At 63.6% G+C, this 15,698-nt stretch carries 12 protein-coding genes; 4 read left to right on the top strand and 8 right to left on the bottom strand.

What is annotated here, in order from left to right; all coding sequences use genetic code 11:
• Nucleotides 1-345 precede the first annotated feature (345 nt).
• Nucleotides 346-2,889, top strand: coding sequence for a bifunctional diguanylate cyclase/phosphodiesterase (locus V7P99_RS00425; protein WP_333792840.1), 2,544 nt, complete (start codon nt 346-348; stop codon nt 2,887-2,889).
• Nucleotides 2,890-2,930: 41 nt separating this feature from the next.
• Here V7P99_RS00425 and V7P99_RS00420 read toward each other — a convergent pair whose 3' ends face one another.
• The 7 genes from V7P99_RS00420 to V7P99_RS00390 form a co-directional block, all read right to left on the bottom strand.
• Nucleotides 2,931-3,299 carry a YbaN family protein gene (locus V7P99_RS00420; protein ID WP_333792839.1) on the bottom strand — a complete coding sequence of 123 codons (369 nt, stop codon included), beginning with the start codon at nt 3,297-3,299 and terminating at the stop codon, nt 2,931-2,933.
• Between the two features lie 292 nt (nt 3,300-3,591).
• Nucleotides 3,592-3,984 carry a monovalent cation/H(+) antiporter subunit G gene (mnhG, locus tag V7P99_RS00415; RefSeq protein WP_333792838.1) on the bottom strand — a complete coding sequence of 131 codons (393 nt, stop codon included), beginning with the start codon at nt 3,982-3,984 and terminating at the stop codon, nt 3,592-3,594.
• Nucleotides 3,981-4,265, bottom strand: a complete 285-nt coding sequence (locus V7P99_RS00410; RefSeq protein WP_333792837.1) for a K+/H+ antiporter subunit F — start codon at nt 4,263-4,265, stop codon at nt 3,981-3,983. The genes mnhG and V7P99_RS00410 overlap by 4 nt, the downstream gene beginning before the upstream one ends.
• Nucleotides 4,262-4,747: a Na+/H+ antiporter subunit E gene (locus V7P99_RS00405; RefSeq protein WP_333792836.1), complete on the bottom strand. Its 486-nt coding sequence runs from the start codon at nt 4,745-4,747 to the stop codon at nt 4,262-4,264. Before V7P99_RS00405 ends, V7P99_RS00410 begins: the two co-directional genes overlap by 4 nt.
• The gene (locus V7P99_RS00400) at nt 4,744-6,321 is read right to left on the bottom strand and encodes a monovalent cation/H+ antiporter subunit D (RefSeq protein ID WP_442909845.1); all 1,578 of its coding nucleotides are present in this window, start codon (nt 6,319-6,321) and stop codon (nt 4,744-4,746) included. The genes V7P99_RS00405 and V7P99_RS00400 overlap by 4 nt, the downstream gene beginning before the upstream one ends.
• A 62-nt stretch (nt 6,322-6,383) precedes the next feature.
• On the bottom strand, nt 6,384-6,728 hold the full coding sequence (locus V7P99_RS00395) for a Na+/H+ antiporter subunit C (protein WP_333792834.1): 345 nt from the start codon (nt 6,726-6,728) through the stop codon (nt 6,384-6,386).
• Nucleotides 6,728-9,625, bottom strand: a complete 2,898-nt coding sequence (locus tag V7P99_RS00390; RefSeq protein ID WP_442909844.1) for a monovalent cation/H+ antiporter subunit A — start codon at nt 9,623-9,625, stop codon at nt 6,728-6,730. The genes V7P99_RS00395 and V7P99_RS00390 overlap by 1 nt, the downstream gene beginning before the upstream one ends.
• 1,001 nt (nt 9,626-10,626) lie before the next feature.
• Between V7P99_RS00390 and V7P99_RS00385 the strand changes: the two genes are divergently transcribed.
• Nucleotides 10,627-11,367: a YggS family pyridoxal phosphate-dependent enzyme gene (locus V7P99_RS00385; RefSeq protein ID WP_333792832.1), complete on the top strand. Its 741-nt coding sequence runs from the start codon at nt 10,627-10,629 to the stop codon at nt 11,365-11,367.
• Between the two features lie 212 nt (nt 11,368-11,579).
• Here V7P99_RS00385 and ahr read toward each other — a convergent pair whose 3' ends face one another.
• Entirely contained in the window at nt 11,580-12,590 is a 1,011-nt protein-coding gene (gene ahr / locus V7P99_RS00380) for an NADPH-dependent aldehyde reductase Ahr (protein WP_333792831.1), read from the bottom strand.
• A 467-nt stretch (nt 12,591-13,057) separates the two neighbouring features.
• Between ahr and V7P99_RS00375 the strand changes: the two genes are divergently transcribed.
• Both V7P99_RS00375 and V7P99_RS00370 read left to right on the top strand, forming a co-directional pair.
• Nucleotides 13,058-14,341 carry an O-antigen ligase family protein gene (locus tag V7P99_RS00375; protein WP_333792992.1) on the top strand — a complete coding sequence of 428 codons (1,284 nt, stop codon included), beginning with the start codon at nt 13,058-13,060 and terminating at the stop codon, nt 14,339-14,341.
• Between the two features lie 63 nt (nt 14,342-14,404).
• A complete protein-coding gene (locus tag V7P99_RS00370; RefSeq protein WP_333792830.1) occupies nt 14,405-15,577 on the top strand; it encodes a glycosyltransferase family 4 protein in 1,173 nt (390 codons plus the stop codon).
• The last annotated feature ends 121 nt before the right edge of the window (nt 15,578-15,698 follow it).

Here is a 15,698-nt window from a genome sequence, read left to right as displayed (position 1 = left end):
TTCCCTTGAAGAAAAGAGTGAGAAAACAAAGCCCGCTCGATCCAGGCCGCATGAGAATACGGGATTCAATAACGAGTCGTCACACGCTGGGTTTTAAAATTTTAATCCTGTGACAAGCCAATAGTGGGATAATATTGCGCGGACCGCTCTCCGTCCTGAGGCCGTCCAGTTGAAGCCGCGGCGACGTTCCGCGGCCTATATTCACGATTTTATTAGAATTTTACAGGCTATCGTCCCTCCCTGAGGCAATGGCTCGGGCAAGGGATCATGGATCTCGCGGGTTTCTACACATGGTTTACTGGTGTACGCGACGGGAAGCGACTCCGTCGGCGCGCCGGCTTTGTCATGACGACGGCCATGGCGCATGGCACCGCGGTCTATCTGGCGGCGGCATGGACCCGCGATGCCTCCGATATTTCCGTTATATGGCCCGCGAACGGCATTCTCCTGGCTGCGCTGTTGATCGCGCCTCGGGATCGCACACGCTTTGAGATTGCAGTCGCCTGCTTCGTCTTCGGCGCCGCCGGCTATCTCGGCAACGGCGATCCGTGGAGCAACGCGCTTGCCTTCCCCGTGATCAACGTATCGGAATGCCTTGTCTCGGCCTATTTGCTCGGGCTCGTGTGCGGGCGGCGCCCTCTCGATTTCGCCAGGCCTTGGACCGTCTCGAGGTTCGTCGCAGTCGCTGCCGGCGTGCCGCTCTTTTCCGCGGCTGCAGGCGCGCTCGTCGCCGCAGGCGGTCTCCGCGACGGCTACGACATGCTCTTCGTTAATTGGTATCTCTCCGATACCCTGGGCATTCTCGTGCTGACGCCGGCGATCCTCCTGATCTGGCAACAGCCGCGGCTGGCGGTGCCGACCCCCTCGGGCGAAGAGATTGCCCGCCACTTCCTATTGCTGACCGGCGTCTCGCTCATCGTTTTCGTGCAGTCGTCCGTTCCGCTGCTGTTCCTGATCATTCCCGTCTCGGTCCTGATCGCATTTCGCCTGGGCCCGCAATATGCCGCCATGGGCACCCTTTGGCTGACCGCTTTGTCACTGGTCTGCACCTATCAGGTCATGGGCCCCGCGGCGTTGATGGGCGAGCCCACCACGCGCATCTGGATCATTCAGCTCTTCTGCTTCGTCAATCTCCTCACCTCGCTCGCTGTTGCGGCAGAGATTGCCGACCGCGATCGGCTCCGGGGCGAGCTGATGCGCGTTTCGGCCCTTGCGGATGATCGCCGCCGCCTGCTCGATTCGGCGATGGAAGCCATGTCTCAGGGCATCTGCCTGTTCGACAGCGACGGGCGCATCGCCTTGCGCAACAGCCGCTTCCTTGAGATTTATGGTTTGACGAGGCCGGAGGCCCGCATTGGCACGTCACTCGTCTCTCTCCTGGAGAAGTGCCAGGCGGCCGGCGCCATACCCAAAGACGGCGGTGCACTGCTCGACCTGAGCGTCGATTGCGATATCGAGCAGCAGCTCACGGACGGCCGGCACATTCGCATCAGTCAGCGGGTCATGCCGGAAGGAAGCGTGATTTGCACCTATACCGACTTCACGATGGAGAAGCGCGTCGAGGGCGAGCTGCTGCACCGTACGCTCCATGACGTGCTGACCGACCTGCCAAACCGCCGCTTGCTCGTGGAGCGCATCAAGAAAGCATTAACGGCAGCAAAGCGCGGCAGGGACGTCGCCGTGATGCTGATCGACATAGATGACTTCAAGTCCATCAACGACACGCTCGGCCATGTCGCCGGCGACGAGCTGCTGAGGGTGGTGGCGCGGCGCCTCGTCGGATGTGTGCGCGAAGCGGATACCGTCGCCCGGCTCGGCGGAGATGAGTTCGCCTTGCTGTTCTCCGGCAACGATCAGCTTTCGAGCACCGACGCGGGGACCGTCGCGCAGCGTATCCTCGAAGAGATCAGGAAGCCGATCGAGATCGACGGCAAGCCGGTTCGCATCGGCATGAGCATCGGCATCGCCCGGCCGCCGGCCGACGGCACCACTGTGGACGAGATCCTCAAGGCCGCCGATGTCGCCCTCTACAAGGCGAAGCGCACGGGGCGTGGCCGTTTCGCGTTCTTCGACGCCGCCGAGGATGCCATGGCCTGCTCGGCGCGCCGCCTGGAAAGCGAGCTGAGGCGTGCTGTCGAAGAAAAGGAATTCCGTGTCGTCTATCAGCCGATTACGAGCGGCGGCACGGGTGAGATTGCGGCGCTGGAGGCGCTGATCCGCTGGCATCATCCGGAGCTCGGGCTGATCTCTCCAGCCGAGTTCATCCCCCTGGCGGAGCGCAACGGCCTTATCTCCGAGATTGGCGATTGGGTGCTGGAGGAAGCATGCCGCGATGCCGCGCGTCTGCCGTCCAACATCCGGATTTCGGTCAACCTCTCGCGCGTGCAGGTGTGCGACCCGCATTTCGTGAGCCGGGTGTCCGAGACGCTCGCCCGCACCGGGCTTCCTGCCGCACGCCTCGAGTTCGAGGTGACCGAGACGGCCGTGATCCAGGACGAGGAGAATGCCCGCAAGGTGCTCCAGGAGCTGCAGGCCCTCGGCATCACCGCTGCCATCGACGATTTCGGTGTCGGCCAGTCGGCGCTGAGCTGCCTCAAGAGCCTGCCGATCGGACGCATCAAGATCGATCGCTCCTTCATCAGCGATCTCGCAAGCGATCATAAGGCGCGCTCGGTGTTCGTTGCTGTCGTGTCCCTGGCCAAATCGCTCGGCATCAAGACGACCGCCGAAGGCATCGAGACCGAGCATCAGCGCATCATTGCCGCTCTTGCCGGCTGCGATCATTTGCAGGGATATCTCCTCGGCCGGCCCATGAGCTTTGATGAGCTCGGCCTCGGCACCGATGCGGCTTCGGCGCATGGCCCGCCGTCGAGCCTCGCGAGAGCCTGATCGCCGCCCCGGCGGATCGTCATTCGCCAGCGGGCTCAAGCTCAAGGATCGGTGGGAAACCACAGCATCACGAAGGTGCCGCTGATTGCTGCCGTGGCGACGATGCCGGTCAACAGCACGCTTGAGGACGCAAGCGCGGTAAGGAGCACCGAGCCCCATGCCATCACCACCGCGGTCAGCTTGACGGAGCGGCGAATGGCCCGGCGCTCCTCGAACCGGCGGGCTTCCGCCAGGGCATGCCGAAGGAGGGGCAATCGCTCGAGCCAAGAGAGCATCCGTTCGCTCGAGCGGGCGAAGGCCCACAGCGCAAGGAGCAGAAACGGTGTCGTCGGCAGGCCTGGCAGCATTGCCCCGGCGATGGCCAGCACCGTCGCGAGCCCACCGATGAGGAGATAAGCCAGCCTTGACAAGTGGGTCACGTCTCCGATTGAGCGACAAGCGGGCTGAGCCCGCGCACCCGCTAATCTTGACTCAAGACGTCCAAATAAGAAAGGTTTCGATAGTCGGCCGGATGCTTTTCTTCGCCGCACCGCTCCGCCCGACACGGGTATGAACGGGAGCGGCATGACGCCCTGGCCCTCGCGTTGAGCGCGCTTTTATCATACCCCATTTAGGGGCGCTGCGGCAGCGATGCGCTGGAACCCGTGACGAAGGTCAAGCCTGCGGGCGAGGCATGCAGGGTTCCCATTCCGGCCGCATGCCTTATGGCTCCGCGCGCTCGTCTTCGCGGGCCTGGCCGTTCAGGCCGAGGGGAGGGCCTATCGGCATATCCTCATGCCCCTGGCCCCAGTCGCGGTGAAGCGCGGCGCGCACCAGCAGCATCAACGTCACGGGCGTGGTGATCGTCACGAAAATGGCAATCAATATCTCGTGGATGACGAGGCGCGTCTCAAGGATCGAGAAATAGAGCATCGAGGCGAGCAGCACGCATCCTACGCCGAGCGTGGTCCCGAGCGTCGGCGCATGCACGCGCGCATAGAAAGTCTTGAGGCGGAGAAGTCCGATCGTGCCGATCAGCGCCAGGCCGGATCCGAGAAGCACGAGGACTGAGGTGGCGATCGCGGCCCAGCCGGGCAGGTCCTGAGGTCCCGTCATTCGATCGTCTCCCCTCGCATGAGGAACTTCGCGAGCGCCGCCGTGCTGACGAAGCCGAGCAGAGCGATCACCACCGCAGCCTCGAAGTAGATCGTATCGCCGGTCTCGATGCCGAATGTCAAAATGAGCATCATGCCCGAGACGTAGAACGCATCGAGCGCTAGCACGCGATCTTGCGCCCGGGGCCCGCGCAAGAGGCGGAAGGCCGCCAGCGCCATGGCAGCCACGAGAGCGAGTTCCGCAAGTATCAGCGACCAGACCAGCAAGGCGTGTGCGCTCATTCGAGGATCTCCATCAGCAGCCGCTCATATCGGGTCTTGATGAGGTTGACCCACGCCTGCTCGTCGACAAGGTCGAGGACGTGGATGACGAGCACGCGCTTGCTGCTGTCGAAATCAACCCACACGGTTCCCGGCGTTGACGTGATGATGCAGGCGAGGATCGCGAGCGCGTATTCGTTGCGCAAGTCGAGATCGATCGCGACGAAACCGGACTTCGCCTTCCGCCCGGGGGTGAGAATGATCTGCGCGACCGCGATGTTCGAGCGGATGATGTCCAGGAGCACGATCCACGCGAGCTTGATCATGGTGAACGGCTTGCGCGCGCGTCCGCTCGGAATTTGCAGCGCCGAGATAGCGATCCCGCCCCCCAAGGCGACGGCCGCACCGAGCAGGATGTGCCCCGGAGCCACGGACTGGTTGAGCAGGAGCCACATGCCGAGCAGGAAGGCGGAAAGGATGGGATAGGGCATGAGGCGCGTCATGGTCCGGCCTCCGTCGTGGCGGGCTGAACGCGGGGCGCGGACAACACATCGGTCACATAGCCCCTGGGCGCATGCAGGCTTTCCGCGGTTGTCTGCATGAAGCGGGACACGGGCCCCGCCTCGACCGTTAGCGCCACCAAGAGAAAGAGCAATGCCGCGATCGGCACCATCTCGAGAAAACGCACCGTCGGCACCGTGCTCTCGAGCGGTACCCAGAACACGCGGATCCCGGCACGCATCATGGCGATCATGACGGCGAGCCCCGAAATCAGAAGCACCGCCAGCAGCACCCACGTGGTGGCGTCCGCGCCGCCGCCGGCCTCGTTCGGCGAAGGGAGAAACATCGCATGCAGCATGAGGAACTTGGCGATGAAGCCGGCGAGCGGCGGTAACCCTGCGAGAAGCAGCGCGCAAGCGGCGAAGCCGACGCCGAGGATCGCCATCATCGCCGGAATTGCGATGCCGACCGGCTCCACCTCTTCGTCATCCTCCTCGTCGCCAAGCGCCTCCGCTGTCACCGCAAGCACGTCGGCGCCCGCGATGCGCCCGCGCTCGATTAGCTCGATCAGAAGGAAGAGCGCGCTCACCGCCAGCGTCGAGATCACGAGGTAGTAGAGCGCCCCGCCCGTCACCGCGGAATTGCCGAGCGCAATGACGGCGAGCAGCGTCCCGGAGGAGATGAGGACGTTGAACGAAGCGAGCCGCGCGAGATCCTGCGAGGCGAGCACTCCGATGCAGCCGAATGCCACCGTCGCGATACCGGCGATCAGGAGCCAGCTCCCACCAAGCTGTGCCGAGACGCCGGCATCGATCCCGAACACCATGAGCCATAGGCGCAGGATCACGTAGATCCCGACCTTAGTCATGATGGAGAATATGGCGGCGACCGGCGGGGCCACGACCGAATACGTACCCGGCAGCCAGAAGCAGAGCGGCCATATCCCGGCCTTCGTCAGGAAAGCGATGCCGAGGATCGCGGCCCCCGCTTCGAGCAGCATGCGGTCGCTCGCGTCCACCGCCGGCGTCCGGGCGGCAAGGTCCGCCATGTTGAGCGTGCCGGTCGCGCCGTAGATGAGGCTCACCCCGATCAGGAATAGCGACGACGCGGCGAGATTGACAGCGATGTAATGCAGCCCCGCCTTGACGCGCAGCGAGCCAGATCCGTGCAGCACGAGGCCGTAGGATGCGGCCAAAGTCACCTCGAAGAAGACGAAGAGGTTGAAGAGGTCTCCCGTCAGAAACACGCCGTTGAGGCCGACGAGCAGGAACTGCAGCAACGGATGGAAGTGGGGCCCCGCGCTGTGCCAGCGGGCCACGGAGAAGACGAGCGTGGCCAGGATCAGGATGCTGGTGAGGGTCAGCATCAGAGCCGACAGGCGGTCGGCGACGAGCACGATGCCGAACGGCGCCGGCCAGTTGCCGAGGAGATAGACGCTGGCCTCATGGCCTGCGCCCGGCGGCATGGCATCGGCGTTCCCGAGCAGCGCGAACGCGCTGACGAGCGTGATCATGGCCGATATGAAGCCGATGACAGCCTTAAGCGGCCGTCGCCGGTCATCGAGCGGCACCATCATCGCTGCCGCGGCGAGCGGCACGAGGATCGGCAGGATGACGAGATGCTCGGATAGCCAGTTGGTCACTGTCCGGCCCCCCGTCCGTCCACATGATCGTTGCGAGCAAGGCCACGGGCCGCGAGCAGCACCACCAGGAACAGCGCTGTCATGGCGAAGTTGATGACGATGGCGGTGAGCACCAGCGCCTGCGGCAGCGGATCGGTGTAATGGGTGAGGTTCTCTGCCACGCCTGGCTCGAGAATGGGCGGTGCGCCGGTGCGCACCCGGCCCATGGCGAAGATGAAGAGGTTGACGGCGTAGGAGAGGAGCGAGAGCCCGATCAGCACCTGATAGGTGCGCGAGCGCAAGATCAGCCAGACGCCGGAGCTCGTCAGCGCGCCGATGCTGAGCGCCAGAATGATTTCCATCACGCGGCTCCTTCCGTTACGCCGACTGCGGCCTTCGGCTTGCGGTGCGTACGGATCGACTGGTGCGCGAGCGCGATCAGGATCAGGATTGTCGCACCGAGCACGATGGCCAGCACGCCGAGGTCGAACAGCATCACGCTCGAGAGATGGACGTCGCCGATGAGCGGCAGGTGGATGTCCGTCATTTGTGATGTCAGGAACGGATAGCCAAACGCCCAGGCGGCGGTGCCGGCGACCAGCGCGCAGAGGAAGCCGACGGCCATCCAGCGCAGCGGAAAGACCCGGATGCGCGATTCGACCCAGACCGTGCCGCCGGCCATGTACTGCAGGATGATGGCCACCGCGAGCGTGAGGCCGGCTACGAAGCCGCCGCCGGGATAGTCGTGTCCCCGCAGGAACAGATAGACCGCGAGCAGGCCGATCAGCGGATAGAGGAGGCGCATGATCACGGATGGGACGAGGAGGTAGTCGGCGATCGTGTCGCCGGGGTGCCGATCGGGATGCTCGATATCGAAGGCCTCCTGCACGCGCTTCTGCTCCGGCACCTCGATGCTCTCAGGCGCTGGGCGGAAGCGGCGCAGCAGCGCAAAGACCGAGAGCGCGACGATGCAGAGCACGGTGACTTCCCCGAGCGTATCGAAGCCGCGGAAATCGACGAGAATGACGTTGACGACGTTCCGCCCGCCGCCTTCGGCGAAGGCTTTTTCGAGGAAGTACTGGGCGACGCCGCCATCCGCCAGCGGCCGCGTCATCACCGCAAATGCGACAACGGCGACGCCCGCGCCTGCGACAATCGCGATCGAAAGGTCCACATAGCGGCGCATCAGCATTGAGGAGTCGGTTTTGAGAAGGCCGTCGTCCTGCCGCTTGGGCAGCCAGCGCAGACCGAGCAGGATGAGGACCGTGGTTACGACCTCGACCAGGAGCTGGGTGAGCGCCAGATCCGGCGCCGAGAGATAGACGAAGGTGATGCACGTCGCGAGGCCGCACACGCTCATGAAGATGAGCGCCGCGAGCCGGTGGTATTTTGCCTGCTGGGCGGTGGCGAGCGCGCACACGATGCCGATGATCCAGACCAGTGCGAAGGCAAGGTCGATCGGCGTCAGGTTGAGTGAGCTCGGCAGCAGGGACGCCCCCGCGAGCGGCAGGAGGCCGGCTACGAACGCCACGCACACGAGCGCGCGCAACTGCGGCTGCAGCCGCCGCGTGCCGACGATGCCAAGGAGGTAGCGTGCCGCGGCACCGATCCGGTCGCTGGGAAGCTGCTCGCCCTTGCCGCGCCAGGGAAGGGTGAGGCCGTCAAGTCCGTAGCGGCGCAGGATCGCATAGACGGCCACGCCTCCCGCCATGGCGATCACGCTCATTACGAACGGGGCCGTGAAGCCGTGCCAGATCGCGAGATTGAACTTGGGCGCTTCCGTGCCGAGCACGGCAGCGACGGCGACGTGCAGGAACGGGCCGATGGTGAGGTTCGGCACGATGCCGACCACCAGGCAAACGACGACCAGCAACTCGATAGGGAAGCGCATCCAATGCGGCGGCTCCTTCGGCGTCAGCGGCAAGTCGGTCGGAGGAGGGCCGAAGAACACGTCCCGGATGAAGCGCAGCGAGTAGGCGACGCTGAACATCGCGGCCAGTGTGGCGATGTAGGGCAGCGACCGGTCGATGAACGAGCCATCGTGGGTTTCGATCGTCTCGGCGAAGAACATCTCTTTCGACAGGAAGCCGTTGAGCAGCGGCACGCCGGCCATTGCCGCGGCGGCGACCATGGCCAGGGTCGCCGTCACCGGCATGAACTGGTAGAGCCCGCTGAGCCGCCGGATGTCGCGCGTGCCCGTCTCATGGTCGATGATGCCGGCCGCCATGAACAGCGAGGCTTTGAACGTCGCATGGTTCATGAGGTGAAAAATGGCGGCCACTGTGGCAAGCGGCGTATCCATGCCGAGCAGCAGCGTGATCAGCCCCAGATGGCTGATCGTGGAGTAGGCGAGCACGCCCTTGAGGTCGTTCTGGAACATGGCGAGGAATGCGGCCGTCACGAACGTTACGAGCCCGGTGGTGCCGACGAGCCATAGCCATTCTTCGGTTCCAGCCATTGCCGGCCACAGCCGTGCGAGCAGGAACACGCCGAGCTTCACCATCGTTGCCGAATGCAGGTAGGCCGACACGGGCGTCGGCGCTGCCATGGCGCGTGGCAGCCAGAAATGAAACGGCATTTGGGCGCTCTTCGTCAGCGCTCCGAGAAGGATCAGGATCAGGGCCGGAAGGTAGAGCTTGTGTGCGCGGATCGTTTCGCCGGCGGCGAGCACGCGGTCCAGATCGTAGCTCCCGACGATATGGCCGAGGATCAGGACGCCTGCAAACAGCGCCAGGCCCCCCGAGGCTGTAACCGTGAGCGAGATGCGCGCCCCCGATCGTGCGCTGGCGTCGTGCTGCCAGTAGCCGATGAGGAGAAACGAGAGGAAGCTCGTCAGCTCCCAGAAAAATACGAGCTGGATGAGGTTGCCGGAGAGTACGACGCCCAGCATGGAGCCCATGAACGCGAGGAGGAACGAGAAGAAGCGCGGGACCGGATCCTCAGGCGCCATGTAATAGCGCGCATAAAGGAAGATGAGGAAGCCGATGGTGGTGATGAGAAGGGACAGCATCCATGCGAAGCCGTCCAGCCTGAGCACGAAGACAAGCCCCGCCGCGGGCACCCACGCGGTTTCCGAGCGCACGATCTGCCCGTCGACGACCTGAGGATAGAAGAGGGCGAACACGGCTGCGAGCGACAGCGCGATGACACCCGCGAGCCACGCCTCGGCGTTGCGCGCATTGGTAGGAAGCAACGAGGCGACGAGACTACCGAGAAATGGAACCACGATGGTGGCAAGAAGGAGCGTCTCGTTCGACATCATCGACGGGTGAAACCTTGTTCGGTTGCGCGTTTCAGAAGTGTGGTGCGACCCCGGAGGGCGAGAGACTTTCGGTTCCTGACCGAAGGAGACCCGGTTCTGCCTTTCTCCCTGAGGCTAGCAAGTCCATGTTTCTAGTGTCCCTTATGATTCCGACGCTCACTCCGGAGCCTGGCCGCGGACGCTGGCGAGCTTCGGAAAGGGGACATTAGCTTTGAAGGGCGCCGCCCGTTTGTGCGGGCGGAAGATGGGGACAGTTGGACAAAGCCCGCGTCGCGGTTGTCGCCAAGGCTGCAACGGGCCTCGCCCTCAATACCGGAAGGAGAGCATAAGCAGGGGGCTGCCGACAACGTTTTCGTGACCCGGCCAAGCCTCGCGGCAGTCTCACGCGCGTCTCAGTCATGGAACCGGTGATGCGTTCAGTTGTCATGTCGAGTTGGTCACTGCCTTGGAACGGAAGCGGGCGATGGGTGCGCGTGAGCGAAGGGCCTGCATGCACGGAAACATATCGCTCCGGGCGCATCCGCAGATCGGGCGCGGCCAATGAACTTGCGAAGGTTGGCGGCGCGGCGGTCGCCATCACGGGGAGGGAGCCGGACGCCAAGGCGAATCGTACGATCAATCGTCGTGCCTGAAAAAACATCCTGCAAGCATTGCTTTGCGCCTGTGTCATTTATGATCAGATTTGATGCGCTTACGAAGACCAAATGAGATGATTGCATCTGCTCGCGCACCATCGTGGGCAGCGAAACAAAAGTTCAGTGGTTCATCTCGGCGCCCAGATCGCGATCTGCCGGTGGGAGATACTTCCAGCCCTCAGTAGAAGGCCGGAAGGGGCGCGCCCGTTGCTGCGGCGATGCTTGGCTGCGCCGCCGCCAGTATCCCCGCGCCGCGCGTGAGATCGGTGCCCTTTTCCGAATGGAGAAGCAGCGCTAAAACATGAAGCGGGCCGCCGTCGCAGGCTCGCTTGATGTGCGATTGCAGGGAAGATCAGGAAGATTATGAGCATTGCAGCGAGGCTTGGCGAAGCGCGTGCCCGTATCGCCGCAGCGGCTGAGCGGTCTGGCCGGACAGCAGATGCCGTGCGGCTGGTGCTCGTGACGAAAACCGTCGCGCCGGAGCGCGTCCTCGAGGCCGTGCGTGAAGGGCAGACGGATCTGGGCGAGAACAAGGTTCAGGAGGGGCATAAAAAAGCCGAGGCCCTCGCTGGAGAGCCTGTGCGCTGGTCGATGATCGGCCACCTTCAGAGCAACAAGGTCCGCCACGTGCTGGAGTTTGCCAGTGAGGTGCAGTCGCTCGACCGCCTGTCCCTGGCCGTCGCGCTGGAAAAGCGGCTCGAAACCTTGGGCCAGGGCCTCGACGTTCTGGTGCAGGTCAACACATCGGGCGAAGCCAGCAAGTACGGCTTGGCCCCCGATCAGGTGCCTGCCTTTCTGAAGGAGCTGACCGCTTTTTCGACGCTGCGCCCCAAGGGCTTCATGACGCTCGCACGGTTCACGCCGGATGAGGCCGAGGTCCGGCGCTGTTTCCGCGTGCTGCGCTCGGTGCGCGATCGAGCGCTCGAGGATGCGCCCCAGGGGGCTGCGTTGGCCGAGCTCTCGATGGGCATGTCGGGCGACTATGAGACGGCGATTGAGGAAGGGGCGACGATCGTCCGCATCGGGCAGGCCATCTTCGGGCCGAGGCCCCTCCCGGATTCCTATTATTGGCCCGGCACGCCCACAGCAGGCTCGCCGGGCTGACGGTTCGGTGCGCCTGGACGCGCCGCGATCCGCTCCGGCGTCATGCTAAAAACCGGATTGTTTGAGATGCGGCTCATGCAGGCTGCGTCTCGAAGGTTTGGCGCTCGAGAAGATCCCATTCGGGCGGGATGGCCCGAATGGGTGAGGGTCGTCCGCTTAAACAAACACAGAGCGCAAACGAACGGAGAATGCTTCCGCCGCTCCAGGCCTCGCTAAGCTGCGATGTCCAGCACCACGCGGTAACGGGCTTTGCCGTCGAGCAGGTGCTGGATCGCGTCGTTGACATTTGCGATCGGGAAATGCTCGGTCTGCGGTGCGATGTCGTGGCGGGCGCAGAATTCGAGCATCAGTTGCGACGTCACCGGCGCGCCGTTGGGCGAGCCGGAAATGCTTTTCTGCCCCTCGATGAGCGCGAACGCGTTGGTAGGGATCGGCTCGAGAACGGCGCCCACGACGTGCATTCGCCCGTTCGGGCGCAGCGTCGCCATCATGGCCGACCAGTTGAGCGGCACGTTGACGGTCACGAGTAGCAGGTCGAGCGTGCCTGTCATGCGTTTCAGGTCTTCGTCGTTGCGCGTATTGGCGACATGATGCGCTCCGAAGGCGCGTGCTTCGTCGGCCTTGGCATCGGTGGATGTGAAGGCGGTCACTTCGCATCCCCAGGCATGGGCGAACTTGACTGCCAGGTGACCGAGGCCGCCGATCCCGACGACGCCGACACGATCCGTGGGCTTGATGCCATAGGTATAGAACGGCGTGAACACAGTAACGCCGCCGCAGAGAAGCGGCCCCGCCTCACGAGCGGCCACGCCTTCGGGGATCGGAATCGCCCACGGCCACTGCACGCGGATCTTGTCGGCAAACCCGCCGTGGCGGCCGATGATCGTAGGGACGTTCTCGAGGCAGAGGTTCTGTTCTCCGCCGAGGCAGGGCTGGCAATGCATGCAGCTGGCCGAGGCCCAGCCCACGCCGACGCGCTGGCCGACTTCCAGGCCCTTGGCATTGCTGCCGAGCGCACTGATGCGCCCGATCGCTTCATGTCCCGGGATTACCGGATATTTCGTCATTCCCCATTCGTTGTTCATGACGGATGCGTCGGAATGGCAGATCCCGCACGTCTCGACAGTGATCTCGACGTCATCGGGGCGGAGCGGACCGGGATCGTACTCGTACGGCTCGAGCGGCCTGTTGGCGGCAGTCGCCGCCCATCCTTTGATCGTCATGTATCGTTCGTCCTTTTAAGCTTGGCAGGGGGGGGAGATGCGGGAAGAAAAGTCGCCGGGTCAAACGACTTGGCCGGTGCTGCCGCGCGATCACCAAAGAGCGGCTGCGTACGACAATGACCATAGCTAAACAACGTGTAGGAGGTCTATTCCACAGCCCTCGACAAGGGCGTAGCCTATCCTCTCCATTCGGATTATGTATCTTACTCACCTGCTCCGTCGCCTTGGATATAAGGGCCCTGGAGCACCGCGTTTCAAGAACTGCGAAGAAGGTCTCGCTTCTCCATCGAGAGTGAGCGTCTGTGCATCCACCGCCATCCGGTGGGTGCGTCTCCGAGCATGGGGAGAGCAGACGCCGGGGGCTTAATGATGTTGAAGGCGCCACCAGTCGCCAGCCAAGGTTTGAGCCGGAAGAGCTTCATCACGATGCGTCCCAGGGAAGCTTGGGAACGCGCCGCGTGCCTGCAATGAACGATCCGGCAGACCGCATAACTTTGATGGACCGCGTCGTGGGGACGTTTGTCCTTGTGGGCGCCACGGCTACCGTCATGGCCGGCCGATCAACGGTGATCGCGCTGGTGAGCCTTGCGCTCATGGCGCTTGCGGTCGCTTACATCGAGCGAAATGCGTTCCGCACGTTTCTCCGCCCGTCGCCGGCCGCTCTTCCGGTGGCCGCATTTCTGAGCCTCGGCGTGCTGAGTGCCGCGTGGTCCGTCGACGGCGTCGACACGCTTCAGAGTACGCTCACCGTCCTCCTGATTTTCATTCTCTGGCATATCGTGGATCGCTGGCTGCGGGCACAGCCGATCCGGCGCGTCCGGCACATGGCTTACTGGTTTGTCGTTGCCGTGGCCCTGGGCATGGCATTCCTGACGCACGAAGTGTTTGCGGAGCAGTATATCCGCCGATGGCTCGTCGATACCTTCGGCATTTTTGTGCCCCCCACACTTGGCAGGCACTACTCGGTGGACCAGTCCGGCAGCATTCGCATCAAGCGCTTCGAGCCGAACCGCTCCATCGCCGTGTTGAACATGTATCTGTGGCCGGCCATCCTTTGCGCGTATTCGCTCTGGTCCGGCCGCAAGTTCGCGCTGATCGCTGCGATATTGGGGAGCGGCGCGGTCCTCGCGACTATGGGCTCCGTTCATGAAACGTCCAAGCTGGCGCTCATTGGGGGCGTGCTGTGTTTCGGCCTGGCATCTCTTTGGCGCCGGGCAGCGTTTGTAGCGGTGGCATGCTCCTGGGTCGTGCTCGGGCTCGCCATGGTTCCCGCCGCCCATTTCGCCCATGATGAACTCGCGCTTCATCGGGCCGAGTGGCTGCAGCCCTCGGCGCAGCGCCGCATCGAGATCTGGGATGATATTGCTGACGGCGTTGCACAATCGCCCCTCGTCGGAATGGGCGTGCGTAGCGCCCACGGCCAAACCTTTGGACCCGCTCCGTCGGCGAGGGACGCTGAGGTGGGGACGCATGCTCATAACGTCTATCTGCAGAACTGGTATGAACTCGGCGTAGCGGGCGTCCTTTTGTTTATTGCGGCAGGACTGGTCGTCCTGAACAGCATGAGAGGAATAGCCCGCAATGCGCAGCCCTATGCGCTTGCAGCGTTCACGGCCTTCATGGTGGAAATCGGCTCGAGCTGGGAGCTCTGGCAACGCTGGTTCGCCGCCTTGTTCGCGCTGGCGATGATCTACCTGCTGCTGGGAATCCGCAGCGCTGAGGGTCGATCGGAGCGTGTCGTGGAGGAGTGAGGCGAGACTTCATACAAGCGCTGAGATCGGCGCCTTGGAGATACGATAATCACGGCGGCAACAATGAGCGAAGCAGGCAAGCGACCAAAGCTCATCTATCTCGTATCCGAGGATTGGTATTTCGTTTCCCATCGTTTGTCGTTGGCAGTCGCGGCCAAGGAAGCCGGCTATGACGTCGTGGTCGCAGCCCGCGTGCGAGAGGCGGGAGCGGAAATCCGAAATGCCGGCCTGCGTCTCATCCCTATCGATTTCGAACGCTCGCGCCTATCCCCGCTCGCTGAGCTGAAAACCCTCGCTTCGTTGATTGCTCTCTATCGCCGGGAGGCGCCGGATCTCGTTCACCACATCGCCATCAAGCCCGTGGTCTATGGCTCCATTGCCGCGCGTGCCACCCGCACCCGCGGTGTCGTGAACGCGCTCATGGGGCTTGGGTTCGTATTCAGCTCGAACTCCCGGAAAGCGCTGACCCTCAAGCCTTTCGTCTCCGTTCTCTTGCGGCGTTGCCTGTCGCGGCCGCGGACGCGCACGATCGTTCAGAATCGCGACGACTATGCCCTTCTCCGCGACCTTCATATCGCGCCGGCGGACACCCTGCGGCTGATTCCCGGGTCCGGCGTCGATCCGGATCTCTACCAAGCCAATCCGTCTCCACAAGAAGTGCCGCCATTGGTCCTCCTTCCCTCGCGTCTTTTGAAGGCAAAGGGGGTGCTCGAGTTCGTCGAGGCAGCCCAGCGTCTCAAGAGCACCGGGCTTGCAGCGCGCTTTGCGTTGGCAGGGGAGCCCGATCCTTCCAATCCGGATTCGATTTCGAAACAGGAGTTGCTCGCGATCCAGAACGGTGGCGCGGTGGAGTACCTCGGCTGGCAGCGCGACATCCCAAAGCTCCTGGCGGAAGCAACGGTCGTCTGCCTTCCCTCCTACTATGGCGAAGGCATCCCCAAGGTCCTGATCGAGGCGGCGGCGAGCGCGCGCGCCATCATAACCACGGACATGCCGGGGTGCAGGGAGATCGTCACCCCAGGGGTGAACGGCTGGCTGGTGCCGCCGCGAGACGCCGCCGCGCTCGCCGAAGCCATCCGCGAAGCGATCGCAAATCCAGCCAGATGCTTTGAATACGGGCTTCGCGGGCGGGAAATGGTCGAGGCGAGCTTCTCATTGCAGCGTATACTGAGAAGCACGCTCGAGGTTTATGACGAGCTTGCCTCCACGCTCCCACCGGGTTCGGCCCAAGCCTGATCCTTCGAGACCCTGCCGAAGGCGGCGAGGGCACGGAGTACCAGCATCAAGACAATCCGCTGCAAGATTCCTATTTCCAGACTAGCCGACGGGCCGAGTGTTGCAGAAGAGCGTCGCGACG

It is taken from the genome of Hyphomicrobium sp., from assembly GCF_036780825.1.
GTDB lineage: Bacteria > Pseudomonadota > Alphaproteobacteria > Rhizobiales > Hyphomicrobiaceae > Hyphomicrobium_C.
Note: the sequence above shows the minus strand (reverse complement) of the source record. Positions and strands in the feature narration are given on the sequence as shown.

Bases quoted from the DNA above. Each gene is read 5' to 3' on its own strand.
- V7P99_RS00425 (WP_333792840.1), top strand. From the start codon at position 346: ATGACGACGGCCATGGCGCATGGCACCGCGGTCTATCTGGCGGCGGCA.
- mnhG (WP_333792838.1), bottom strand. From the start codon at position 3,984: ATGACGGGACCTCAGGACCTGCCCGGCTGGGCCGCGATCGCCACCTCA.
- V7P99_RS00410 (WP_333792837.1), bottom strand. From the start codon at position 4,265: ATGAGCGCACACGCCTTGCTGGTCTGGTCGCTGATACTTGCGGAACTC.
- V7P99_RS00405 (WP_333792836.1), bottom strand. From the start codon at position 4,747: ATGACGCGCCTCATGCCCTATCCCATCCTTTCCGCCTTCCTGCTCGGC.
- V7P99_RS00400 (WP_442909845.1), bottom strand. From the start codon at position 6,321: ATGATGGTGCCGCTCGATGACCGGCGACGGCCGCTTAAGGCTGTCATC.
- V7P99_RS00395 (WP_333792834.1), bottom strand. From the start codon at position 6,728: ATGGAAATCATTCTGGCGCTCAGCATCGGCGCGCTGACGAGCTCCGGC.
- V7P99_RS00390 (WP_442909844.1), bottom strand. From the start codon at position 9,625: ATGTCGAACGAGACGCTCCTTCTTGCCACCATCGTGGTTCCATTTCTC.
- V7P99_RS00385 (WP_333792832.1), top strand. From the start codon at position 10,627: ATGAGCATTGCAGCGAGGCTTGGCGAAGCGCGTGCCCGTATCGCCGCA.
- ahr (WP_333792831.1), bottom strand. From the start codon at position 12,590: ATGACGATCAAAGGATGGGCGGCGACTGCCGCCAACAGGCCGCTCGAG.
- V7P99_RS00375 (WP_333792992.1), top strand. From the start codon at position 13,058: ATGAACGATCCGGCAGACCGCATAACTTTGATGGACCGCGTCGTGGGG.
- V7P99_RS00370 (WP_333792830.1), top strand. From the start codon at position 14,405: ATGAGCGAAGCAGGCAAGCGACCAAAGCTCATCTATCTCGTATCCGAG.